The sequence below is a fragment of the Pseudomonas migulae genome (genome assembly GCF_043225285.1).
GTDB classification, from domain to species: domain Bacteria; phylum Pseudomonadota; class Gammaproteobacteria; order Pseudomonadales; family Pseudomonadaceae; genus Aquipseudomonas; species Aquipseudomonas migulae_C.
The window spans coordinates 4961588-4984705 of record NZ_CP171224.1; the positions used below are offsets into that span (position 1 = coordinate 4961588).

At 62.4% G+C, this 23118-nt stretch carries 20 protein-coding genes; 11 read left to right on the plus strand and 9 right to left on the minus strand.

Features of this window, described 5'->3' with window-relative positions; all coding sequences use genetic code 11:
* Positions 1-14 precede the first annotated feature (14 nt).
* The 8 genes from ACF6ZU_RS22765 (at position 15) to ACF6ZU_RS22800 (ending at position 8204) form a co-directional block, all read left to right on the plus strand.
* Entirely contained in the window at positions 15-1298 is a 1284-nt protein-coding gene (locus ACF6ZU_RS22765) for a nucleotide disphospho-sugar-binding domain-containing protein (protein ID WP_392887192.1), read from the plus strand.
* A complete protein-coding gene (locus tag ACF6ZU_RS22770; protein ID WP_392887193.1) occupies positions 1291-1659 on the plus strand; it encodes a cupin domain-containing protein in 369 nt (122 codons plus the stop codon). Before ACF6ZU_RS22765 ends, ACF6ZU_RS22770 begins: the two co-directional genes overlap by 8 nt.
* A 140-nt stretch (positions 1660-1799) precedes the next feature.
* Positions 1800-2144 (plus strand): cupin domain-containing protein, encoded by a 345-nt coding sequence (locus tag ACF6ZU_RS22775; protein WP_392887195.1) that lies wholly within the window; start codon positions 1800-1802, stop codon positions 2142-2144.
* Positions 2145-2149: 5 nt separating this feature from the next.
* On the plus strand, positions 2150-3217 hold the full coding sequence (locus tag ACF6ZU_RS22780; protein ID WP_392887197.1) for an aminoglycoside phosphotransferase family protein: 1068 nt from the start codon (positions 2150-2152) through the stop codon (positions 3215-3217).
* Entirely contained in the window at positions 3204-4712 is a 1509-nt protein-coding gene (locus ACF6ZU_RS22785; protein WP_392887198.1) for an aldehyde dehydrogenase family protein, read from the plus strand. Before ACF6ZU_RS22780 ends, ACF6ZU_RS22785 begins: the two co-directional genes overlap by 14 nt.
* Positions 4713-4730: 18 nt before the next feature.
* Positions 4731-5696 (plus strand): NTP transferase domain-containing protein, encoded by a 966-nt coding sequence (locus ACF6ZU_RS22790; RefSeq protein WP_392887200.1) that lies wholly within the window; start codon positions 4731-4733, stop codon positions 5694-5696.
* Entirely contained in the window at positions 5689-7167 is a 1479-nt protein-coding gene (locus ACF6ZU_RS22795) for an aldehyde dehydrogenase family protein (protein WP_392887202.1), read from the plus strand. Before ACF6ZU_RS22790 ends, ACF6ZU_RS22795 begins: the two co-directional genes overlap by 8 nt.
* Positions 7168-7688: 521 nt before the next feature.
* A complete protein-coding gene (locus tag ACF6ZU_RS22800) occupies positions 7689-8204 on the plus strand; it encodes a hypothetical protein (protein ID WP_392887204.1) in 516 nt (171 codons plus the stop codon).
* A 600-nt stretch (positions 8205-8804) separates the two neighbouring features.
* Here the strand turns inward: ACF6ZU_RS22800 and ACF6ZU_RS22805 are convergent.
* The 7 genes from ACF6ZU_RS22805 to ACF6ZU_RS22835 all read right to left on the minus strand — a co-directional run bounded on the left by ACF6ZU_RS22805 (position 8805) and on the right by ACF6ZU_RS22835 (position 15738).
* Positions 8805-10277, minus strand: a complete 1473-nt coding sequence (locus tag ACF6ZU_RS22805; protein WP_392887206.1) for an aldehyde dehydrogenase family protein — start codon at positions 10275-10277, stop codon at positions 8805-8807.
* Positions 10270-11097, minus strand: coding sequence for an ABC transporter permease (locus ACF6ZU_RS22810; RefSeq protein ID WP_392887208.1), 828 nt, complete (start codon positions 11095-11097; stop codon positions 10270-10272). Before ACF6ZU_RS22810 ends, ACF6ZU_RS22805 begins: the two co-directional genes overlap by 8 nt.
* A 1-nt stretch (position 11098) precedes the next feature.
* Positions 11099-12016, minus strand: coding sequence for an ABC transporter permease (locus tag ACF6ZU_RS22815; RefSeq protein ID WP_392887210.1), 918 nt, complete (start codon positions 12014-12016; stop codon positions 11099-11101).
* A gap of 31 nt (positions 12017-12047) precedes the next feature.
* Entirely contained in the window at positions 12048-13190 is a 1143-nt protein-coding gene (locus tag ACF6ZU_RS22820) for a PotD/PotF family extracellular solute-binding protein (protein WP_392887212.1), read from the minus strand.
* Positions 13191-13229: 39 nt separating this feature from the next.
* Complete coding sequence (locus ACF6ZU_RS22825) at positions 13230-14348, minus strand: ABC transporter ATP-binding protein (protein ID WP_392887214.1); 1119 nt, start codon at positions 14346-14348, stop codon at positions 13230-13232.
* Between the two features lie 104 nt (positions 14349-14452).
* The gene (locus ACF6ZU_RS22830; RefSeq protein WP_392887215.1) at positions 14453-15262 is read right to left on the minus strand and encodes a response regulator transcription factor; all 810 of its coding nucleotides are present in this window, start codon (positions 15260-15262) and stop codon (positions 14453-14455) included.
* Between the two features lie 269 nt (positions 15263-15531).
* The gene (locus tag ACF6ZU_RS22835; protein ID WP_392887216.1) at positions 15532-15738 is read right to left on the minus strand and encodes a hypothetical protein; all 207 of its coding nucleotides are present in this window, start codon (positions 15736-15738) and stop codon (positions 15532-15534) included.
* A 232-nt stretch (positions 15739-15970) separates the two neighbouring features.
* On the opposite strand from ACF6ZU_RS22835, the gene ACF6ZU_RS22840 reads away from it, so the two are divergent.
* Positions 15971-16165 (plus strand): hypothetical protein, encoded by a 195-nt coding sequence (locus ACF6ZU_RS22840; protein WP_392887218.1) that lies wholly within the window; start codon positions 15971-15973, stop codon positions 16163-16165.
* 60 nt (positions 16166-16225) lie between these two features.
* Here ACF6ZU_RS22840 and ACF6ZU_RS22845 read toward each other — a convergent pair whose 3' ends face one another.
* Together ACF6ZU_RS22845 and ACF6ZU_RS22850 are read right to left on the minus strand one after the other, a co-directional pair.
* Complete coding sequence (locus tag ACF6ZU_RS22845) at positions 16226-17263, minus strand: AraC family transcriptional regulator ligand-binding domain-containing protein (protein WP_392887220.1); 1038 nt, start codon at positions 17261-17263, stop codon at positions 16226-16228.
* Between the two features lie 9 nt (positions 17264-17272).
* Positions 17273-18187: a GGDEF domain-containing protein gene (locus tag ACF6ZU_RS22850; protein ID WP_392887222.1), complete on the minus strand. Its 915-nt coding sequence runs from the start codon at positions 18185-18187 to the stop codon at positions 17273-17275.
* Between the two features lie 418 nt (positions 18188-18605).
* On the opposite strand from ACF6ZU_RS22850, the gene ACF6ZU_RS22855 reads away from it, so the two are divergent.
* Positions 18606-21134, plus strand: a complete 2529-nt coding sequence (locus ACF6ZU_RS22855; protein WP_392887224.1) for a TonB-dependent receptor — start codon at positions 18606-18608, stop codon at positions 21132-21134.
* Between the two features lie 66 nt (positions 21135-21200).
* Positions 21201-23099, plus strand: coding sequence for a phytase (locus tag ACF6ZU_RS22860; RefSeq protein ID WP_392887226.1), 1899 nt, complete (start codon positions 21201-21203; stop codon positions 23097-23099).
* The last annotated feature ends 19 nt before the right edge of the window (positions 23100-23118 follow it).

The window sequence follows — 23118 nt, forward strand, 5'->3', positions numbered from 1 at the left end:
AGGAGTACCGCTCGATGAAACAGAAAGTGATCGCCTTCTTTCCGGAAGCCGCCTATGGCCCGGCGCTGAACTCAGTCGGTATCGCCCAGGCGTGCGAAGCCCTCGGCCACAAGGCGGTGTTCCTCACCGACCCCGGCATGAGCGGCGTGTACGCCGGGTATGGTTTTGAAGAACACATGGTCAACATGTCCGCGCCGATGCCGGCCGAAGAAATGGCCCGCTACTGGGTCGACTTCATCAACGGCCACATTCCCAATTTCCGCAAAACCCCTCTGGAGCAGATCGACAACTACGTGAAGGAATGCTGGGCCGCCATCGTCGACACGGCGAAGTGGGCACAGAAGGATTTGCCGGCGGTGCTGGACAAGGTCAAACCCGACCTGATCTGCGTCGACAACGTGATCCTGTTCCCCGCGATCAAGCAATACGGCAAGCCCTGGGTGCGGATCATTTCCTGCTCGGAAAACGAGATCGAAGACCCGGATATCCCGCCGCACCTGTCGGGCATGAGCGTCGACGACAAGGCCGGCCATGCGCGTTTCCGCCAGCGTTTCGAAGAGGTGGTCGGGCCGATTCACGAAGACTTCAACCAGTTCCTGCAAGCCCATGGCGAGCAGCCGTATCCGCTGGGCACGTTCTTCGAAGCCTCGCCTTACATGAACCTGTTGCTGTACCCGGACGCGGTCAAGTTCGAGCGCCGTCATCCACTGCCGCCGGAGCGCTTCCATTACCTGCAAGGCTGCGTGCGTCACGACACTTCCTACGAGATTCCCGAGTTCCGCGCCAACAACGACAAGCCGTTGCTCTACGTCAGTTTCGGCAGCCTCGGTTCGGGCGACGTCGACCTGCTGCAGCGTCTGATCAGTGCCGTCGGCAAGTTGCCGTACCGCGCGTTGTTCAACGTCGGCGAGCACCTCGACGAATACCCGGACCTGCCCGACAACGTGCTGATCTCCAACTGGTTCCCGCAACCGTCGGTAATTGCCCAGGTCGATGCGGTGATCCATCACGGCGGCAACAACAGCTTCACCGAGTGCCTGTTTTTCGGTAAGCCGGCGATCGTCATGTCCTATGTCTGGGACGGTCACGACAACGCCATGCGCGCCGAAGAAAGCGGCCACGGCTTCAAGCTCGATCGCTACGAGTGGAACGAAGCGCAGCTGGCGGAAAAACTCGCGGCGTGCCTCAGCGATGAGGCGATGCGCCAACGTCTGCAGCGCACCAGCGCGCAGATGCAATCACGCAAAGGGCCGGCAGACGCGGCCGCCATTCTCGACAAGGTGCTTAACGATGCCTGATGCAAACACCACGGCGGGTATCACGCCTTACCTCGAAGCCGTCAGCAGCCGCACCGACCTGGTGGACTGGGGCGTACAGAGCGACGCGGTCGAAGGCGTCTCGCACTCCAGCGGGCGGTTGCTGTTCAAAGGCCCGAACAACAGCCCTGAAACCGGGCTCTGGGTGTGTACGCCCGGGCGCTGGCGGTTGTCGATCCCGCGCGATGAGCTGTGCCATTTCCTCGCGGGCGAGGCCACGTACCGCAATGACAACGGCGAAGTGATCGAGATTCGCCCCAACACCCTGGTGCTGTTCCCGGCCGGCTGGACCGGCGAATGCCACGTCCGGGAAACCCTGCGCAACGTTTACATGCTGGCCTGAATCCGAAATGCCCTGTGGGAGCGAGCCTGCTCGCGAAAAACGTTTGGACGACGCGGTCATGCAGACAGCACGCGTCATCGTTGACGTCCATCGCCAGCAAGCTGGCTCCTACAAAAAACCAATTTATGTGGAGAAAACCAATGATTACCCCGTTCCTGTACAACCCGCTGAGCATCACCGACGTCAAAGACTGGGGCGTGATCCCGACCATGCTCGAAGGCGAATCCCGTGTCTCCGGCGTGGTGCTGCACAAAGGCCCCGAAGGCCAGTCCGAGTGCGGTGTGTGGATCTGCACGCCGGGCAAATGGTTTTGCCACGTCACCAGCGACGAGTTCTGCCATTTCCTCGAAGGCCGCTGCACCTACGTCCACGAATCCGGCGAAGTGATCGAGATCAAGCCCGACACCGCAGCCTTTTTCCGCAAGGACTGGAAAGGCGTGTGCACCGTCCACGAGACGGTGAAAAAGGTCTACATGATCCGGTGAATGCCATGACTGAGACACGTGCGTCATCGCCCGACCGCGAAGCCCAGCGCGCTGCCTTCCTGGCGCGTGCCGGTTTCGCCGGGGCGCCACTGATCGCGTTGCCGGCGGATGCTTCGACCCGGCGCTATTTCCGTTTGAGCGGTGAAGGCTTGCTGCTGATGGATTCGCCACCGCACAGCGAGCCGATCGGGCCGTTTGTCCAGGTTGCCCGGCACTTGCACGGCCTGGGGCTTTCCGCGCCGGCCCTGTTGCAGGTCGACGAGGTGGCGGGGCTGGCGTTGATCGAAGATTTCGGTCACGACACCTACACCCGTTTGCTGGCGGCGGGGCATCCACAAGCGGCGTTGTATCGGCTGGCGGTCGATGCGCTGGTGGCGTTGCATCGCGCACCGTCCACGGCCGAACTGGCGCCCTATGACGCCGGGCAACTGAGTGACGAGTGTGCGCTGTTCATCGATTGGTACGCGCCGTTGCTGATTGGCAAGGACGCGGCGTTGGGCCTGCGCGAGTCGTTTCTGGCGCTGTTCGCCGAAGCCTGTGGCGATGTCGCGCAGCGTCGTGAAGCGCTGGTGTTGCGCGACTTCCACGTCGACAACCTGATGCTGCTCGAAGGCCGCGAAGGTGTGGCGGCCTGCGGCCTGCTGGATTTCCAGGATGCCTTGATCGGCGCGGCGGCGTACGACTTGATGTCATTGCTCGAAGACGCCCGCCGCGATGTACCGGAAGCACTGCGCGTGGCGCTGTTGACCCATTACCTGATGCAACGCCCGGAACTCGATGCACCGCGTTTTCTCGAGGATTACCGGCGGCTGGCCGCCCAGCGCCACGCCAAGGTGCTGGGGATTTTTGTGCGCCTGGCGGGCCGCGATGGCAAGCACGCGTACCTGGCGCATCTGCCGCGCACCCTCGGGCTGTTTGTCCGCGCGCTCGACGCCGAAGCCTTTGCACCGCTACGCGCATGGCTCAACGGGCATGTGCCGGGCTGGCGCGATGAACTGCCGGCCGCAACCCTCGCGATGTTGCGCGAAACCCCTTATCGACTGGTTCAAGGATCTGCCCATGGCCACCTTTAACACTGACGCTGCCTTGCGTTTCATCAACTCCGAATTCCTGCCACTGACGAATGCGCGCACCCGCGAAGTGCTTGACCCGGCAACCCTGCAACCGGTCGGGCAGGTCGGCATTGCGGGTGAAGCCGACGTGCAAGCCGCCGTCGACGCCGCCACCGCCGCGCAAAAACAGTGGCGGCTGATCGACGCGAAAAGCCGCGCCGCCCGTTTGCATCAACTGGCCAATGCCATCGAACAGGACGTTGCCTGCAACCGTGAAGTGGCGCGGTTGATGACCCTGGAAATGGGCAAGCCGTTCCCCGAAGCCACGGGTGAACTGGCCAACTGCGCGCCAATCTTCCGCTACTACGCGGAAATGGCTCGGGACGACGCCGGCAAGGTCGCCGGCACCACCCAGATCGGCTCGTTCCAGCACGTGCGTTATGAGCCCTATGGCGTCAGCGTGCACATCATGCCGTTCAACTTTCCGATCCTGTTGATGTGCTGGACGGTCGCGGCTTCGTTGGCGGCGGGCAACGCCTGCATCATCAAACCGGCAGAAGCGACGACCCTGTGCACGCTCAAGTTCATGGAGCATTTCACCTCGTTGATGTCGGGGCTGGTGTCCTGTGTGCCGGGCGATGCGCAGACCGCGCAATGGCTGGTGAAATCCACCGGCACTCACGCCGTGGCGTTTACCGGCAGTGTCGCGGCGGGCAAAGCGGTGGCGGTGGCCTGTGCCGAACAGATGAAGCCGTGCGTGATCGAGGCCGGTGGCAGCGACCCGTTGATCATCTCCAAACACGCGCCGCTGGACGTCGCGGCGGCAGGCGCGGTGACCGCCGCGTTCCACCTGAGCGGGCAGATCTGTACCTCGGCGGAACGCTTCTACGTGGTCGATGACATCCACGACGAGTTCGTCGCGAAGTTCGCCGAGCGCACCCGCGCGCTGCGTATTGGCCATGGCCTGGAACATACGGAAATCGGGCCGATGGTCAGCGAAGCCGCGCGCAACAAAGTCATGCGCCTGGTCGACGACGCCGTGGCCAAAGGCGCCACGCTGGTGTGTGGTGGACGGATTCCGCCGCAGCACACGGTCGGTTGGTTCTACGAGCCGACCATCCTCACCGGCGTGACCGGCGACATGGCGATTCTTCAGGAAGAGTGTTTCGGCCCGGTCGCGGCGATCTGCCGTGTCGGTGATTTCGACGAAGCGGTGCGTCTGGCCAACGATTCGCCCTTCGGGCTGGGCGCGTCGCTGTTCTCCATCGACCTCGCCGAAGCCATGGAGGCTGCCGAACGTCTCGAAGCCGGGATGGTCTGGGTCAACAACCCGCTGATCGACAACGACGCGCTGCCGTTTGGCGGCTGGAAGGCGTCCGGCCTGGGCCGCGAACTTGGGCGTCAAGGCCTGGAAGCATTCCGGCGCTCGAAAATGGTCATCATCGATCACCAGCCGAAGATTCAGGACTGGTGGTACCCGTACGCCGACGACGTGTTCTATCGCGATCAGGTTTAACTCTTGGGGAGGGTCGCCATGAGCGACAACATTTCCTGGCCGACCCTGGCGGTGATCCTCGCCGCCGGGCAGGGCACGCGCATGCGTTCGCAGCTGCCGAAAGTCATGCACCTGGTGGGCAATCGCCCGCTGCTCGGTCATGTGCTGGCGGCGGTCGAAGCGGCGAACATCGAGCAATGCGCGGTGGTGCTCGGCGCTGGCAGCCGGGCGGTAGCCGATTATTTGAAACAGGCGGCGCCGACCGCGCGGACCTTCACCCAGCTCGAACAGCTGGGCACGGCCCATGCGCTGCTCGCCGCGCGGGCGGCATTACAGGCTCACGAACAGGGTTGCGTGCTGGTGCTGTTTGGTGATTCGCCGTTGATCAGCGCGCAGACCTTGATGCAACTGCGCCAGGCGTTGATCGACGGTGCCGCGGTCGCGGTCGCGGGATTTCACACTGAACAGCCGGGCCCGTACGGGCGCTTGCTGGTGGAAGAGGGGCGCTTGCTGGCGATTCGCGAAGCCAAGGACGCCAGTGCGCAGGAGCTTGAGGTCAACTTTTGCAACGGTGGCGTCATGGGATTGCGTGCGGACACTTGCCTCTGGCTGCTGGAGCGCATCGGCAATCAAAACGCCCAGGGCGAGTATTACCTCACCGATGCGGTGGCGACTGCCAACCATGCGGGCCTGACCGTTACGGCCGTCGAGGTGGATGAGACGGAAGTGCTCGGGGTCAACGATCGCGAGCAATTGCACGTGGCTGAACAGCTGTTCCAGCAGCGCCGACGCCGTGCGGTCATGCAATCGGGTGTCAGCCTGGTGGCGGCGGACACGGTGTTTTTCAGCGCTGATACGGAGCTGGCCACGGACGTGCGCGTCGAGCCGTGCGTGGTGTTTGGCCCGGGCGTGAGCGTGGGCAGCGGGGTGCGGGTCGACGCGTTCAGTCGCCTGGAGAATATTCGGCTGGAGCAGCCGGTGAGTGAAGGAGTTTGCCATGCGTGACTATCAACGGCTGTACATCGGCGGCGAGTGGATCGCACCGGTGCAGCGCGGCGTTTTCGAGGCGTTTGACCCTAGCGATGAGTCGGTGCTGGCCCAGGTCGCCGCCGCCACGGCGGAAGACATCGACCTGGCCGTCGCCGCCGCGCGCAAGGCGTTCGACGAAGGTGACTGGCCACGCTGGAGCGGTGCACAGCGTGCGCAAGTGCTGCGCAGAATCGCTGACGGCATCCGCGCGCGGCAGGACGAACTGGCCGCCATCGAGGTGCGGGACAACGGCAAGCCGCTGCCGGAAGCCCTGTGGGACATCGCCGACACCGCCGGTTGTTTCGACTTTTATGCCGGGTTGGCGGAAGGCTCGGATCAACACAGCGAACAGGCGATCAAGCTGCCCGATGAGCGCTTCAGCTCTTCGGTGATCAAGGAGCCTGTCGGTGTGGTTGCCGCGATTATCCCGTGGAATTTCCCGATGTTGATGGCGTCGTGGAAAGTCGCCCCGGCGCTGGCGGCGGGTTGCACGGTGGTGCTAAAGCCTTCGGAATTGACGCCACTGACCGCCCTAGAACTGGCCGGGATTGCCGATCAGGCCGGGTTGCCGGCGGGTGTGCTGAACGTCGTCAGCGGGCTGGGGCGCGAGGCTGGCGCGCCACTGGCTGAACACCCGGACGTCGACAAGATCGCCTTCACCGGCAGCGTGCCGACCGGGCGCAAGATCATGCAAGCGGCGGCGGCCGAGATCAAAAACATCAGCCTGGAACTGGGCGGAAAATCGCCGTTCGTGATCTTCGCCGACAGCGATCTCGACGCGGCGGTGGAATGGATTCTGTTCGGGATTTTCTGGAACCAGGGGCAGGTGTGTTCGGCGACTTCACGGGTGTTGGTGGAGCGTGCGTTGTACCCGGCCTTGCTGGAGCGGTTGGTCGCGGCGACGGAACAGATCCAGATCGGCCAGGGTTTTGCCGAGGGGGTGAAACTTGGGCCGCTGGTGAGTCAGGGGCAACTGGACAAGGTGCTCGATGCCATTGCGCTGGGTCAGCAAGAGGGCGCGCGGCTGGTGTTCGGCGGTACGCGTCCGGCGCATTTGCCGAAGGGGTATTACCTGACCCCGGCGATTTTCGCCGATGTGCCTGAAGAGAGTTCGGTGTGGCGCGAGGAGATCTTTGGCCCGGTGGTGTGTTTGCGTGCGTTTGACAGCGAGGCGGAGGCGATACGCCTGGCGAATGACTCGCCGTTCGGGTTGGCGGCGGCGGTGATGTCCCGGGACATTCCGCGTTGTGAACGGGTGGCGCGGCGTTTTCGGGCGGGGATTGTCTGGGTCAATTGTTCGCAACCGACTTTTGTCGAGGCGCCTTGGGGTGGTTACAAGCAGAGCGGGATCGGGCGGGAGTTGGGGGAGTGGGGGTTTAACAATTATCTGGAGACCAAGCAGATTACCCGATATAGCGGTGAGGCTTGGGGGTGGTATTTGGGGTGAGGGTACGGTTGGCCTGCTTGATTGAATGGGGGGTATATCCGTTGCTGCGGTAACTGCGGCTGACGGTTTCGCCCTTACGGCGAGTTACTTGGAAAAGCGCCAAGTAACCAAGCGCTTTTGCCCCTTTCGTTCGGTGCCTCGCCATGGCTCGGCATCCCCTCGTTCCGGTCCTGCTCCGTGGGCACGCCGCGATCGGCCATCCCTGGCCGTGCGCGGCTAACCCGGCATCCATGCCGGGTTGCCCACTGCGCAGAACCTCCACTCGGCCTCTCGAGGGGGCGACCACCGCCACAGCCGCCGAGGCGGCCTTAAGGCCGACCTGGCTCTCTTGTGTTCGCGTACCCTCATATCCGGATATGTACACCGATCCTCTGTAGGAGCCGGCTTGCTGGCGATGGGGGCCGTCCAGTCAATACATTCGTTGTCTGACCCACCGCCATCGCCAGCAAGCCGGCTCCTACAGTTGATCGTATTTCTCCAAACACACATGCATTTCCCTTGTAGGAGCCAGCTTGCTGGCGATGGACGTGAACGATGACGCGGGTTGTCTGGATGAACGCGGTGTCTTGGCGTTTTTCGCGAGCAGGCTCGCTCCTACAGGGGATGGGGTTCACACGTGCAAAATTGTAGGAGCCAGCTTGCTGGCGATGGACGTGAACGATGACGCGGGTTGTCTGGATGAACGCGGTGTCTTGGCGTTTTTCGCGAGCAGGCTCGCTCCTACAGGGGATTGGGTTCACACGTTCAAGATTGTAGGAGCCAGCTTGCTGGCGATGGACGTGAACGATGACGCGGGTTGTCTGGATGAACGCGGTGTATTGGCGTTTTTCGCGAGCAGGCTCGCTCCTACAGGGGATTGGGTTCACACGGTCAAAACTGTAGGAGCCAGCTTGCTGGCGATGGACGTGAACGATGACGCGGGTTGTCTGGATGAACGCGGTGTCTTGGCGTTTTTCGCGAGCAGGCTCGCTCCTACACGGGGATTGGGTTCACACGGTCAAAATTGTAGGAGCCAGCTTGCCGGCGATGGACGTTAACGATGACGCGGGCTGTCTGGATGAGTGCGGTGTTTGGGCGTTTTTCGCGAGCAGGCTCGCTCCTACAGGGGGATTGGGTTCACACGGTCAAAACTGTAGGAGCCAGCTTGCTGGCGATGGACGTCAACGATGACGGGGGTTGTCTGGATGAACGCGGTGTCTGGGCGTTTTTCGCCAGCAAGCTGGCTCCTACAGGGATCGCGTACGCTTTTGATCTTCACCACTCATCAGGCCGAGCGTCAGCTCGCCTTTCGCTTTTGATCTTGCGGTGCACGCCCCCTCGAGAGGCCGAGTGGAGGTTCTGCGCAGTGGGCAACCCGGCATGGATGCCGGGTTAGCCGCCCCCGGCCATGGATGGCCGATGGCGGCGGGCCCACGGAGCAGGACCGGAGCGAGGGTATGGCGAGCCTAAGCGAGCCACCGAACGAAAGGGGCAAGAGCCCTTGGTTACTTGGGGCTTTTCCAAGTGACCCGCCGTAAGGGCGGAACCAATAGCGGCCGTTACCGCAGCAACGGATATGTACACCCTCAAAAAAAACATCGCCTGACACACAGCCATCGCGAGCAGGCTCGCTCCCACATTGAATCGCCCAAAGACGCCTACTTCAGATACCAGCCCCAAGGCTGATCACTGACATACTCAGTCACCTGCTTCACCTCCAGATAATTGTGCAGCCCCCATTCCCCCAGCTCCCGCCCGATCCCACTGTGTTTCATCCCTCCCCAGGGCGCCTCGACAAAGGTCGGCTGCGAGCAATTGACCCACACAATCCCTGCCCGCAACTGATTGGCAACCCGAGCCGTCCGTTGCAAATCAGCACTCATCACCGCCGCAGCCAGACCAAAGCGACTGGCATTGGCCATCTGCACCGCCTGCTCCTCAGTCTTGAAGCGCTTGATGCACAACACCGGCCCAAACACCTCTTCACGCCACAGAATACTGCTGTGCCCAGGCTCGTCGAAAATCGCCGGTTCGATGAAGTAACCCTCCGGCAAATGCGCTGGCCGCTGACCTCCTGTGAGCAGACGGGCACCACTGGCAAGCCCCTGATCGATGAACCCCAGCACCTTCTCATGCTGACCCTGACTGACCAGCGGCCCCAGCAACACACCCGCGTCCATACCCGGTCCAATAGTGATCTTGCGAGTCTCCTCGACCAGTCGTTCGATCAACCGCGCAGCAATGTTGTCCTGCACCAGCAAACGTGAAGTGGCACTGCACACCTGACCCTGATTCCAGAAAATCCCGAACAGAATCCACTCCACCGCCGCGTCGACATCGGCATCGTCGAACACAATAAACGCCGACTTGCCGCCCAGTTCGAGGCTGATATTTTTAATGTCGCGAGCCGCCGCCGACATGATTTTCGCCCCGGTCGGCACGCTGCCAGTGAAGGCCAGTTTGTCCACACCAGGGTGCTCGGTCAGCGGGCCGCCCGCGTCGGCGCCCAGACCGCTGACCACATTCAACACCCCGGCCGGCAGACCAATACGGTCCGCGGCGGCCGCCAGCTCCAGCGCCGTGAGTGGCGTCAATTCGGACGGCTTCAACACCAGCGTTGCCCCTGCAGCGAGGGCTGGCGCGACTTTCCAGGCCGCCATCAACAGCGGGTAGTTCCAGGGAATGATCTGCCCGGCGACACCGATCGGCTCATGACGGATGCGGCAGCGAAAGCGCGCATCCGGCAACGCCAGCGGTTGATCCTGCTGCTGATCCAGTTCCCGGGCCAAACCGGCGTAATAACGGAAGCAGCCGATGGCATCGCCAATGTCCCACTGCGCTTCGGGCAAGGGTTTGCCGTTGTCGCGCACTTCCAGCTCGGCCAGATCCTGTTGACCACTTTCCAATTCATCGGCCAGCGCTTCCAGCCACTGTGCACGCTCGGCACCGGTGGTCTGGCTCCAGCCGTTGTCGAACGCGCGCCGGGCCGCGCGCACCGCATGGTCGACGTCTTCTTCGGTGCCCGCCGCGACCCGATGGAAAACCTGCCCGGTGGCCGGGTCGATGACGTCCAGGTAACCGCCCAGGTCCGGGCTGACCCACTCGCCGTTGATGTAAAGCTGATCACGCATGGTGAGACTCCTGGACGCCGGTGCGGCGGTTTTGCAGAGAGCGGGAAGTGAAGAGCAGGGCCAGCGAGGCGCAGATGATCACGGTCGACACCGCGTTGATTTCCGGCGTCACGCCACGGCGGATCGAAGAGAAGATGTAGATCGGCAACGTCGTCTCGGAACCGGCGACGAAGAACGCGATGATGAAATCGTCGAAGCTGAAGGTAAACGCCAGCAGAAACCCGGCCATGATCGCAGGGCTGATCTGCGGCAACGTCACCCGCCAGAACGTCTGCATCGGCGGTGCGTAGAGATCGGCCGAGGCTTCCAGCAAGGCCTTGTCCAGCGAGTCGACGCGGCTGCGCACGATCACCATGACCAGTGCCATGGTGAACAGCGAGTGCGCGGCGATCACGGTGAAGAAGCCCATGTTCAGGCGCGGAATATTCGGCAGCCAGCTCGCCAGCAACGGGTTGATCAGGTCGAACAGACTGATGAAAGCAATCAGGGTCGAAATGCCGATGACGATCCCCGGCACGATGATCGCGCAATAGGTCAGCGCATCGAACAGCAGGCGTACCTTGGGCCCGGCACGCTGCAAGCCGAACACGGCGAGGGTGCCGAACAGCGTCGCGATCACGGCGGAGGTGAAGGCAATGAACGCGCTGTTGCCCAGCGCTTCCATGATGAACGGGTTGCCGAACGCGCGACCGAACCATTGCGTCGAGCAGCATTCGAACGCCAGGCCACTGCGCCCGGCGTTGAAGCTGAACAGCACGATCAAGGCGATCGGCGCGTAGAGAAACAGGTACAGCGAAGTCGAATAGCTGCGCAGCCACATGTTACAACCCTCCGTCGGCAGGGCGGCCGCCGTAGCGCGCCACCAGTTTCAAATACACGCCGATGATCAGCAGCATCATCGCCACCAGGGTCATCGCCAACGCACTGCCGAACGGCCAGTTGCGCGATTGCAGGAACAGGTCGACCAACGCGTTGCCGACGAAGAACACCTTGCCGCCGCCGAGAATCGCCGGGATCAAAAACTCGCCCATCAACAGGATGAACGCCAGCATCACCCCGGTGATGATCCCCGGTGCGGAAAGGGGCAGGGTGATCCGCCGGAAGCTTTCGAACGCACTCGCGCCCAGGTCCGCCGACGCTTCGAGCAAGCGCTTGTCGAGCTTTTCCAAGCTGACGTAAATCGGGAACACCATCAGTGGCAGGTAGCCGTAGACGATGCCGATCAGCACCGCCCACGGCGTGTTGATCAGCCGCACGTCTTCCAGGCCAAGGCTAGCGAGCAAGGCCGGAATGCCCTTGCCGCTGAGGATGAAAATCCATGCGTAGGTGCGGATCAGGAAACTGGTCCAGAACGGCACGATCACCAGCGTCAGCAACAGCGAGCGGTTGCGGGTGACCTTGACCGCGAGGAAATAGGCCAGCGGATAGGCCGCCACCAGGCATACCAGCGTGCCCAGCGGCGCCAGCATCAGCGTGTTGCTGAACGCCGCGCCCCGGGAACCGAGGTTCAGGTAGTTGGCCAGGGTGAAGCCACCGGCATACCCGCCCACGGCACTGCGCTCGCCGAAGCTGAACACCAGAATGATCACCAGCGGCATCAACAACAGCAGCAGGAACCACAAGGTCGACGGCAAGAGCATCAGCAGGGTGATCCGCCGGCCGAGGCTGCGCCGCTGGCGCACCTCGACTGACAGGGCACTGCCCGGCTGCACCGTTTGCGGGTGGGCGGCGGCGTTCATGGGTGACTCCTCGTTGGCCATGGTCAGGCGATCAGGCGGACTTGAAACGCGCCATCAGTTCGGCGCGTGCCGGGCTGGTGAGCGTTGCGGCCGCGCCGAATTCCAGTGGGCTGAGTGCTTCGGCGGCCGGGTACATGATCGGGTCGCTGAGCATCGCCGTGGGCAACAGGGCGTCGACGCGTTTGTCGCCGCTCGGGTAGCCGTGGCTCAACACTTCAAGCTTGTTGTGCTGCGGATCGAGAAGGTAGTTGATGAAGGCGTACGCCGCGTCCTTGTGCTCCGAGCTTTTCGGAATGGCGAAGAAATCGCTCCAGAGTTCACCGCCTTCCTTGCCCAGTTCGAACTGCATCTGCGCGTTGTCGCGATGCAGCTGCGAGGCGTCGCCGGTCCAGGACATGGCCAGCCAGGCATCGCCGCTGCGCATCGACGGCTGGATGTCGGAGTTGATCGCGAACAGGTGCGGCTTGACCTCGATCAGCAGTTTTTCGGCGTCGGCCAGTTCTTTCGGGTCGAGGGAGTTGAAGCTGTAGCCGAAGCTTTTCAGGGCGTTGCCGATGGCGGTCAGCTGGTAATCGTGGACCATCGTGCGGCCGCTGGCCGGGCCTTGGGCGGCGGCCCAGAATTCTTTCCAGCTGGTGGGGCCGTTCTTCAGTTTGCCGGTGTCGTAGAGCATGCCGGTGGTGCCCCAGTTTTTCGGCACCGCGTAGACCTTGCCGTCCACCGTGCCCTGGGCCATGAATTTCTGCTGGAACGCCGAGGCATCGAAATTGGGAATGCGCGACAGGTCCAGCGGTTCGATCAGGCCCAGGCCGACGTAGGTGCTGATGGTGTAGTTGGTCGGTACCAGCACGTCCCAGCCGCTGCCGCCGGCCTGCAACTTGGCGAGCATTTCTTCGTTGGAACCGAACACGCTCATCGACACACGGGCGCCGGTGGTTTTGCCGAAGGCATCGAGGTTTTCCTGGCTGTGGTAGTTCGGCCAGGTGGCCAGCGACAGGCGATCACCCAGCTTGGTTTGCTCGGCCGCCTCCGCGGTGGAGGTCAGCAAGCCAGGCATGTTGGTGGCGACCACCGCGGCGGCAATCCCCAGGCCGGTGCGGCCAAGAAACTCGCGGCGGCTGATCGAGCCGTTCTGCCAGCTGCGCAGGGTTTTGATAAACGTCTTCTGGTCCATAGCACGCTCCACATCCGGTTGATGAATTGATTCGATGTCTTACAACGCCATGGCCAGGCCGTTGGCGTGATCCCAGCCGACGCTCACTGCCGCGCCGTGTTCGAATGCATTGGCGCCGTGATCCTGCTGGCGCGGCACCCGCACGCAGACCACGCCGAAAGCCTGGGTGCGCACGCGGTACTCGGTGGAATTGCCGAGGTAGATGCGGTCTTCCACGCAGCCTTGCAGCTTCACTTCGCGGGCCAGTTCGGCGTTGGCGGCGGCGATGCTGATCAGCTCCGGGCGCACGGCGATGCAACCGGCGGCGTCGGCGCTCAAAGCCTTGCCGGTGGGCGTCAGCGGGCTGGTCAGTTCCAGTCCCTGCTCGGTGCGCAGCACCACTGAGTTGCCCTGAAGGTGGCGCACGGTGCCGTTGAACAGGTTGGATTCGCCGATGAAATCCGCGACGTAGCGGCTGGCTGGCGCTTCGTAGAGTTGTTCCGGGGTGGCGGTCTGGATGATCGAGCCGTTGTGCATCACGCTGATGCTGTCGCTCATCGACAACGCTTCTTCCTGGTCGTGGGTGACCAGCACAAAGGTGATGCCGACTTCCCGTTGCAGGCGCAGCAGTTCCGATTGCATCTCCTTGCGCAACTTGCGATCGAGTGCGGCCAGCGGTTCGTCGAGCAACAGCACGGTGGGCTTGTTGACCAAGGCCCGGGCGAGGGCGACGCGTTGCTGTTGACCACCGGAAAGCTCGCTCGGTTTGCGTTGACCGAAGCCGCTGAGGCGCACCATTTCCAGGGCTTCATCGGCCATGCGCAGCTGTTGTTTTTTGTCGGGGCGCGGGGTGCGATAACGCAGGCCGTAGGCGATGTTCTGCGCCACCGTCAGGTGCGGGAAGAGGGCGTAATGCTGGAACACCATGTTCACCGGCCGCTCGAAGGCCGGCACGCCGGCGACGCATTTGCCGGCCAGTTTCACTTCGCCGCTGGTGGGTTGTTCGAAGCCGGCGATCATGCGCAGGGTGGTGGTTTTGCCGCAGCCCGAACCGCCGAGGAAGGAATGAAACGAGCCACGGCGCACCGCGAAATTCAGCCCGTTGACGGCCGACACCTCGCCATAGCGTTTGACCACATTGCAGAATTCGATATCGCTGGGCGAATTGTCGTTGTTCACGAGCGGGCTCCCTTGCAGTGATGAATCAGTGCGTCGAGGGCCAAACTAGCAATGGGGGTTTTGCGCTGTATATATCCCTTGGGGGATAGAGTCGTTTTCAGGTGTCAGGCGTCGACGACCAGCTCCTGGCCGGTGAGGTCGCGGATGAACAGCCCGAGCAGTTCGGACTGGCTGCCGATGCCGAGCTTGGCGTAGATGTTCTTGCGATGGATCTTCACCGTGCCGGGGCTGATGTTCAGTTGTTCGGCCACGGAAGCACTGGAGTGACCGCGCAACAGCAGCTGGACGATTTCCTGCTCGCGCCCGGTGAGGATGTGCGCGCCGAACTGATCGAAGGCTTCGCGGATCTTGTAGTCCAGGTCCTGCGCAGGGCGCGGCTGCTGGGCCTGACGCAAACGCCAGGCTTCGTTGATCACCTGTTCGACCACGGCTTGCGCGCACTCGATCAGCTGCATCTCGTCACGACTGAACGCACAGCTGGCGGAAGAGCGCATCAACGACAGCACCGCCATCGCACCGTCGCCCAGCTCGACGAAAAACGCCACTTCTTCCGCCAGGCCGGTTTGCTGGTAATAGGTCAGGTAGTACTCGCCGAGGTAGAAGTGGTCGGGCGCAAACTGACGCAAACGCCACAACCCGGGCGCCTGCCCACGGGTGCAGGCCAGGTAGAACGGATCGAGCAGATACGGCCCGCACTGATAGTCATCGACATACACCGCACGCTTGTCGGCGGCGAAGGTGTCGAACAGCGCCAATGGCCGGTGATTGCCTTCGTAGACGAACAGCACGAAATGATCGACCGGACACACCTGGCGCAACCAATGGCTCAGGCCCGCCAACCGCGAATGCCCTGCAGGCAGGTCAAGCAGATGGGCGACGCCGGTGGTCCAGAGTTTGAGTTCCTTGGGGCGCATGACGACTTCGGGCTGGATGGGATCCGTTTTAAATGCACGAATTACGCCATGGGCGTTTTGGCCTTGCGGGACGGGAGGCGTGGCGAAAAGTGATTTAAAAGACGCACCGCAACAGGGCCGGATGTTACCGAGTGCCACACTGTAGGAGCCGGCTTGCTGCGGGCGGCGTTCCGACGATCGCGGTGTGTCAGATAAGTAAATGCTGACTGAACGGACGCCATCGCCGGCAAGCCGGCTCCTACGCGGATCGATGTAATAATTCGGTGCGGTCAGATCGCGTAACCCGCCACCAACCCAATCGGGGCGTCCTGCGCATTCACGATCAGATGCAGCGGCACGCGAGGTTGTTCTTCAATCGAGGAGACTTCGAAACTGCCCACCACAATCGGTTGGCGTTCACACATTTCGGTCGACTCTCCCGCCAGGCTTTGCAACATTTTCGCGTGATTCGCTGCGATTTCACTGAGAGTTGACACGGTACATCTCCAGGGCGGATGACCCAGCGTCTCGCTGGTGTCGGTGAGTATAGATGAGGGCGGCGACGTCAGAATTACGTCGTTCTTGGGCCGCTACGGCAGCGTCTGCAAAGCTTGAGCCAGAGGCTGTGGCAATTTTATGACGGAGGCTTCGAGGCGACGAATGGTGACCGTTTGCAGCACCCGAATCGGGCGTAAACTGGCAGGGCACTTCATCAAAAGGAGCCGCACCATGATTGCCGACCGAATGACCGCACAGACATCCGCGGACAAAACCGTCTGGGATCAATATTTCTGCTCTGCCCTGATTGCGGAAAGCAATCTGACGGCGCCGGTGGTAGGAGGGGCTACTCATGAGGACAGGCAGAATCTGTTGATTGAAAGAGCCAAGGCGCTCGCCGACAAAATGATGGATACGCGCCAATGAAAGGACACATGTTCGATACCTCGGCCCAACCTGTTCAGGTTGGGCTTTTTCATGGGCGTCCTAGCCCGACGTGAACAGCTGGCGGATCAGGTTCGGTGTGGTGCCGGTCCAGCGTTTGAACGATCGCCGGAAGTTCGCCGCATCGTTGAAGCTCAAGTACTCCGCGACTTCTTCATTGCTGAAGCCCTTGATCTGATACAGGTACAGCGCCACGTGCTTGCGCACCAGGTCTGCCTGTTGCTGAAAACCTGTGTCGTGTTTTTGCAGTTTGCGCTTAAGCGTGGCCGGGCTCATGGCAAAGGCCTGGGCCGCCTGTTCGAGGCTCGGCGCTTGTCGCACATGGGTTTGCAGGTAGCGATAGAGACCATCGACGAAACTTGAGGAAAAACCCAATTGATCGATTTGCCCCTGGGCTTCCTGGCGGGCGACCTGGCCGGCGGTGGCCGACGCCGCGGGCCAGGCCAGCGCGAGGTATTCCCGGGGGATGCGCATCAGGTCCAGCGGGCGTTTGAACTGCGTGTCCTCGCCCAGATGCACCCAATACTGCTCGACATAACGCGGCTCGGCATGGCTGAAACTGCACTCCCACGGCAGGCGCTGGCCGCTCATTGCCCGACTCATGGCCACCAGTGACGTCATGCTCGCTTCCAGCAGGAAACGCCATTGCTCGCCGGCCCCGCAACTGTCCAGCCAATAGACCCAGGCGTGTTTTTCATCGACCACCAGCCGCGGTGTCACCAGCGGGCTGAGCAGCGCCTGTTGTTGCACCAGCGTGTCGAGGGCCTGGTGCAGGTTTTGCGCATGGCGCAAGGCGTGGCTGGCCGGGCCGTAGTGCCCCGGCAGCAAGCGCTGGCCAAACAGGAAACTGCTGTCGTCGGCATCCAGCAAGCGTCGGCTGTTGCTGATCAAACCGAAAAACTGCTGCGGGCTGAGGCGGGTCTGACCGGCGAGAATGTCTTCGTGAAACAGACCGGTTCCGCGCAGCAAGCGATGGCTGTCGATGTCGCGCGACAGGGCGAGATCGATCAGCGTCGCAGGCTGGTAATGCCCGGGAATGAAACGGCTGTCGTTTTCGTACCAGGTGGTTTTCAGGGTCATGGGCGCGCCTCAGGCCGTTTTTGCCAGCGGCTGCCTGACACGTGCCAGCGCGAGGTTGAGGCGTTTGAGCAGGGCCTCTGGCGTCTCGTTGACGGCCATGACCACGGCAGTGCTGGCCGACAGGTGCACACGTTCGCCGTGCTGCCGGGTTTTGTGCGCCAGGCCTTGAACCGCCTGTTGCAGCTCCAGCGCCAGGAGCCGTGCCTGGCTTTCGCCGGTGTTGGGCAGCAGCACCACGAAACGGTCGCCGGCCAGTCGGCAGAGCAAGTCCTGGCGGCGCAGGTTGAGCAGCAGCAAATGGCTCAGGGCCTGCAACACTGCGTCGCCTTCGGCATGGCCGAAGGTCTGGTTGATCGCGGTGAAGTCATCGACGTCCAGCGCCAGCAGCGACAGCGGCTGTTGTTGCTGCTGACTCTCTTCGAGACTGGCGGTCAGCTGGCGCTTGAGGTAGTCGGCGCCACCCAGGGGCGTGAGCTTGTCGAACAGTCGGTGTTCGCGGAACAGCTTTTCGCGCTTCTCCATTTGCGCGCTGATCGCCAGTTGTTCGCGGTGCCAGTGATAAATGCCGAGGGTCAGCAGAATCATGCCCACCGGCATTGGCCCGGATTCCAGCCAGTGGTCCCAGGTAATACTGTCGGGCAGGCGGATGAACTCGTCGAGGCTGTCGATCCACCAGGAGAAAAAGATCCCGCTCAAACCGAGCGCCAGGTAATTGGTGACGCGCCCGGCCGGACGACTTTTCAGCACCAGCCCCAGCCAGACCAGCGCCAGCAGGGCAGAACCGCCTTCGCCGATGATGTCCAGCCAGACCCATTCGCTGACGCTTTTCAACTCACCGGACGCCAGGTGCAGCAGCAGTCCCGCGTTTGCCGCCAGCAACAGCAGGGTGAGTTTCCAGCGATGGGGTTTGAGCACCGAGAACATGGCCGTGATCCTTTGGCAAAGAGGCAATGGGCGTCAGCACAGCAGATGTTTGTGACAGCGGGGTGACGGCGATGAAACACAGGTATGAGGTCGAATCAGCTCACCGGCCCACAGGATTTTTTGTAGGAGCGAGCCTGCTCGCGATGCACTCAAGAGCGCCACGTTCAGCCAGCAAACACGCGTTATCGTTAACGACCATCGCGAGCAGGCTCGCTCCTACGGAAAGCCGGATTCGCCAGCATTGGCTTCATTTGCGGGTCATATCAGCTCAGTTTGACCTTCGCCCCCCGGCAAAACCCCGATTTACCGCGCTTCCCGCCCACCGGTGTCACAGAACGGTCATCCCCCGACCCTAGCGTGCCCTCCCAGTTGCCGGGCCACTTGCCTGGCGTTAACGGACTCTTGGGGGAGGACCACCATGTACCAGCGCAGCAGCACTGCCGGGCTCGTCAGCTTCACGCTCACCGCATTGGCCATGGCGATGGCCAGCGAGCGCCTGAGCGCCGCCGAAACCACCGCGAACACCGAACACGTCGAAGTGGTGGGGCAGGCAGCGAGCATCGACCAGGCGCTCAAGGAACAACGCAACTCCGACAGCATCAAGAGCGTGGTGCATGCCGACGGCGTGGCTCAGCTGCCGGACGAAAACGTTGCTGAAGCGGTGCAACGCTTGCCGGGCGTCAGCGTCGAGCGCGATCAGGGCGAAGGGCGTTTCGTCAGCGTGCGCGGCCTCGGGCCGGACCTCAACAGCGTGACCATCAACGGCACGCTGGTGCCGTCGCCGGAAAGCGAACGCCGCGCCGTGGCCCTCGATGTGTTGCCTTCGGAACTGGTGCAATCGTTGTCAGTGATCAAGACCCTGACCCCGGACATGGACGCCAACTCCCTGGGTGGCACTGTCGATGTGAAAAGCCTCTCGGCGTTCGATCACAAAGGCCTGTTCTACACCGGCAGCAGCGAAGCCAGCTACGACAAGAACACCCACCAGACCAGCCCGAAATTTTCCGGCGCGATCAGTGACCGCTTCAGCCTCGGCGACGGCATCGACAACTTCGGCGTGGCCGCCGCGCTGAGCTGGCAGAAGCGCGACTTCGGTTCGGACAACGTCGAAACCGGTGGTGCCTGGGATTTCCAGCAGGGCGCCAAACTCGAAGAGTTCGAGCAGCGCGACTACGACATCAGCCGCGAGCGCGCCGGTGGCGGTCTCAACTTTGACTACAAGCCTGACGACCTGAGCAGCTATTACTTGCGCACCCTCTACAGCCGCTACAAGGACAGCGAAACGCGCAACGCCGCCAGCCTTGAATTCGCCGACCCGCAGGCGCCAGGCGAGCTGGGCGACGCCGAAGGTTCGCGCAAGCTCAAGCAGCGCGAAGAGACCCAGGAGATTCAATCCTACGTGTTGGGCGGCGAGCGCATGTTCGGTCTCTGGACCCTCAGCGGCCAGGCCGGTTACAGCCGTTCCAGCGAGGACAGTCCGGGGCACATCGCCAATGCCGCGTTCGCCGGCATCGATGACTTCGCCGACACAGGTTTCTACGACAAGGACAAGCCACGGCCGATCATCGGCCAGGGGTTTTATGACCCGGCCAACTTCAGCCTCGACAAGGTCGAATGGGAAAAGCAGAACACCACCGACACCGAAAAAAACCTGCGCCTGGACCTGGCCCGGGACTACGACTTCAAAGGCTACGCATCCCAGGTCAAATTCGGCGGCAAGGTCAGTCGACGCAACAAGGACAACGACCTCGACGCCTGGGTCTATGAAGATTTCGACACCCTGGGTTTCAGCGACGATCAGCTCAACCTGACGCAATTCAAGAAGGGCACCGTGGACTATCGCCTCGGCCAGTTCGGCCCGGGCATCAGCGGCAGCGCGATCAAGCAGTTGATCGGCGGCCTCAATCAGGCGGACTTCTATGACGAAGTCGAATCGCGGGTCAACGACTTCAAGATCAGCGAAGACATCAACGCCGGCTACCTGATGAACACCCTCGATATCGACGACTGGCGCTTCATCGCCGGCCTGCGCTACGAGGGTACCGAGTTCGAAGCCAAGGGCACCGGCGTGACCGATGGCGCGTTCCAGGCCACCGAGACCAAGCGCAACTATCACCACTGGCTGCCGGGATTGCATGCGCGCTATCAACTGGACAAGAACACCCAGGTGCGCGCGGCGTGGACCAAGTCCGTGGTGCGCCCGACGTTCGGCCAGCTGGCGCCGGGTTTTGTCATCGACGATGACGAAGCCACCTTCGGCAACCCGGAACTCAAGCCGCTGGAATCGAGCAACCTGGACCTCGGTATCGAGCACTACATGGGCCGCGCTGGCACCGTCTCGGCGTTCGTGTTCTACAAGGACATCAAGAATTTCGTCTACAACACCGACCTGGCGGGCACCGGTGCCTGGGTCGATTTCACCGAGGCGCACACCTTCGCCAACGGCGACAGCGCCAAGCTCTATGGCCTGGAACTGGCGTACTCGCAGAAATTCGACTGGTTGCCGGCGCCCTGGAACGGCCTGCTGATTGGCGCCAACACCACCTTCAGCCGCTCGGATGCCGAGATCAAGGGCTTCGACGCCGCCAGTGGCATCAACCGCAAACGCAGCATCGATTTGCCCAACCAGTCCGACACGGTGGGCAACCTGATGCTCGGATGGGAAGACGACAAGCTGAGCCTGCGCCTGTCGGCCAACTACAAGTCGGACTATCTCTATGAACTGGCCTCGATCAACGACAAGGCCCACGACCTGCACGTCGATGCCCAGACCTTCATCGACTTCAGCGCCCGCTACTCGCTGACCAAAAACCTGCAAGTCAGCTTCGAGGCGCAGAACCTCACCGATGAGCCGTACTTCGTCTACACCGGCCACCGCTCCTACAACGGCCAGTACGAAGAATACGGCCCGACCTACAAGCTCGGCCTGACCTTCACCCACTTCTAAACCCCGCCTCCGTAGGCACCGGCTTGCCGGCGATGGCCGCGACACGATTCCAGGACAATGACTTTCATGAGTATTCCGTTCAAGCACCACTGGCTGGCCGTTTTGGTCAGCCTGACCAGCAGCCCGTTAATGGCCGCTACCCCAAGCCTGACCCTGACCCCCTGGGCAGCGAACCTGTCGGTCGATGCCGTGGCGTTTCTGCCCGGCTCCGAACGCCTGGCCGCCAGCGAGCGTGACGGCTTGCTGCTGCTCGATGCCCAAGGCCAGGAGCTGGCGCGTTTGAAGGGATCATTCAGCCGCCTGGACAGCCGCGTCGCCGACCAGCACGCAGTGGTTGCCAGCCTCGACACCCGTCGTCAGCAAGCCCTGCTGGTCAGCGTCGATCCGATCAAGCGCAGCTGGGGCCAGCCGGTGTACCTGCCGGCGCGGGATTACCCGGTCAACGGCCTGTGCCTGTACCGCGACGAAGCCAGCAACCTGTTCCTGTTTCTGGTGGGCGAGGAGGGCAAGGGCGAACAATGGCTGGTGGGTAACGGCGCGACGCTCAACCCGCAACCCCAGCGGGTGCGCGGGTTGCCGCTGCCGCCGTCCGCCACGGATTGCCGGGTCGACGACGGCGCCAATCAACTGGTGGTCAACGAAGAGAACGTCGGTTGGTGGGCCTACCCGGCACATCCCGAAGCGGACGTCAGTCGCACACCCGTGGCGATGCGCGAACCGTTCGGCGAGGTCAAAAGAACCGCTGGCGCCATGGCGTTGGTGCCCGGTGGCGTCGTTGCGCTGGACCCGAAAGCGGCGCAGTTGCATGTCTATCAACAGCAAGGCGAACGCTGGATCGCCGAGGGCAGCATTGCGCTGCCCGGTTTGAAGGAGCCGGAAAGCCTCGCCCTGCGCCCGAGCGATAAAGGCCTGCAAATACTCCTGCGCGACGATGACGACGGACGTCTGTACCAGGGCGAGCTGAACTGGCAACCGACACCGGTGCCGCTGGCGCCGGTGCTGGCGAACGTGAAAGCACTCAGCCAGAGCGACCCGGTGGGGCGTCAGGGCGATGCGGCGGATGATCCGGCGATTTGGATTCACCCGCAGCAACCCTCGTTGAGCCGTGTACTCGGCACCAATAAAAAGCAGGGATTGCTGGCGTATGACCTGCAAGGCAAGTTGCTTCAGGAGTTGCCGGTCGGCCGCCTGAACAACGTCGATGTACGAGCGAATTTCAAACTCGGCCAACAGACCGTCGACCTCGCCGTGGCGAGCAACCGCGATCACAACAGCCTCAGCCTGTTCAGCATCGACCGCCGCAGTGGCGAGCTTCGCGAAGCCGGCGAGATCGCCACGCCACTCAAGGAAATCTACGGCATCTGCCTGTTTCAACCTGCCAGCGGCGAACTCTATGCGATCGCCAACGGCAAGGACGGCACGTTCCTGCAATACCGTTTGAGCGCACCGAACGGCACCGTGCAAGGTGAGCTGGTGCGCCAGTTCAAGGTCGACAGCCAGCCCGAAGGTTGCGTGGCTGACGATCAGCGCCAACGGCTGTTCCTGGGTGAAGAAGATGTCGGCGTGTGGGCGGTGGATGCCCGTGCCGATCAGCCGGCGACCTTGACCAGCGTGATCAAGGTCGGGCCGCAACTGCATGCCGATGTCGAAGGCCTGGCGCTCTATCAAAGCGCAGCCCATGACTATCTGGTGATTTCGAGCCAGGGCAACGACAGCTATCTGGTGCTGGACGCCGAGCCGCCGTTCGCGGTGCGTGGTGCCTTCCGCGTCGGCCTGAACGCCGCGCTCGGCATCGACGGTGCGTCGGAAACCGATGGCCTGGAAGTCACCTCGGTGAACCTCGGCGGGCCATGGGGCCAAGGTTTGCTGGTGGTGCAGGACGGCCGCAAGCGCATGCCCGAGCAGACGCAAAACTTCAAGTTCGTGCCCTGGGCCGAGGTCACCCAGGCCCTGAAGCTGCCCTGATCACGGCCCGTCATCAACC

Bases quoted from the DNA above. Each gene is read 5' to 3' on its own strand.
- ACF6ZU_RS22765 (WP_392887192.1), top strand. From the start codon at position 15: ATGAAACAGAAAGTGATCGCCTTCTTTCCGGAAGCCGCCTATGGCCCG.
- ACF6ZU_RS22770 (WP_392887193.1), top strand. From the start codon at position 1,291: ATGCCTGATGCAAACACCACGGCGGGTATCACGCCTTACCTCGAAGCC.
- ACF6ZU_RS22775 (WP_392887195.1), top strand. From the start codon at position 1,800: ATGATTACCCCGTTCCTGTACAACCCGCTGAGCATCACCGACGTCAAA.
- ACF6ZU_RS22780 (WP_392887197.1), top strand. From the start codon at position 2,150: ATGACTGAGACACGTGCGTCATCGCCCGACCGCGAAGCCCAGCGCGCT.
- ACF6ZU_RS22785 (WP_392887198.1), top strand. From the start codon at position 3,204: ATGGCCACCTTTAACACTGACGCTGCCTTGCGTTTCATCAACTCCGAA.
- ACF6ZU_RS22790 (WP_392887200.1), top strand. From the start codon at position 4,731: ATGAGCGACAACATTTCCTGGCCGACCCTGGCGGTGATCCTCGCCGCC.
- ACF6ZU_RS22795 (WP_392887202.1), top strand. From the start codon at position 5,689: ATGCGTGACTATCAACGGCTGTACATCGGCGGCGAGTGGATCGCACCG.
- ACF6ZU_RS22800 (WP_392887204.1), top strand. From the start codon at position 7,689: ATGGACGTGAACGATGACGCGGGTTGTCTGGATGAACGCGGTGTCTTG.
- ACF6ZU_RS22805 (WP_392887206.1), bottom strand. From the start codon at position 10,277: ATGCGTGATCAGCTTTACATCAACGGCGAGTGGGTCAGCCCGGACCTG.
- ACF6ZU_RS22810 (WP_392887208.1), bottom strand. From the start codon at position 11,097: ATGTGGCTGCGCAGCTATTCGACTTCGCTGTACCTGTTTCTCTACGCG.
- ACF6ZU_RS22815 (WP_392887210.1), bottom strand. From the start codon at position 12,016: ATGAACGCCGCCGCCCACCCGCAAACGGTGCAGCCGGGCAGTGCCCTG.
- ACF6ZU_RS22820 (WP_392887212.1), bottom strand. From the start codon at position 13,190: ATGGACCAGAAGACGTTTATCAAAACCCTGCGCAGCTGGCAGAACGGC.
- ACF6ZU_RS22830 (WP_392887215.1), bottom strand. From the start codon at position 15,262: ATGCGCCCCAAGGAACTCAAACTCTGGACCACCGGCGTCGCCCATCTG.
- ACF6ZU_RS22840 (WP_392887218.1), top strand. From the start codon at position 15,971: ATGATTGCCGACCGAATGACCGCACAGACATCCGCGGACAAAACCGTC.
- ACF6ZU_RS22845 (WP_392887220.1), bottom strand. From the start codon at position 17,263: ATGACCCTGAAAACCACCTGGTACGAAAACGACAGCCGTTTCATTCCC.
- ACF6ZU_RS22850 (WP_392887222.1), bottom strand. From the start codon at position 18,187: ATGTTCTCGGTGCTCAAACCCCATCGCTGGAAACTCACCCTGCTGTTG.
- ACF6ZU_RS22855 (WP_392887224.1), top strand. From the start codon at position 18,606: ATGTACCAGCGCAGCAGCACTGCCGGGCTCGTCAGCTTCACGCTCACC.
- ACF6ZU_RS22860 (WP_392887226.1), top strand. From the start codon at position 21,201: ATGAGTATTCCGTTCAAGCACCACTGGCTGGCCGTTTTGGTCAGCCTG.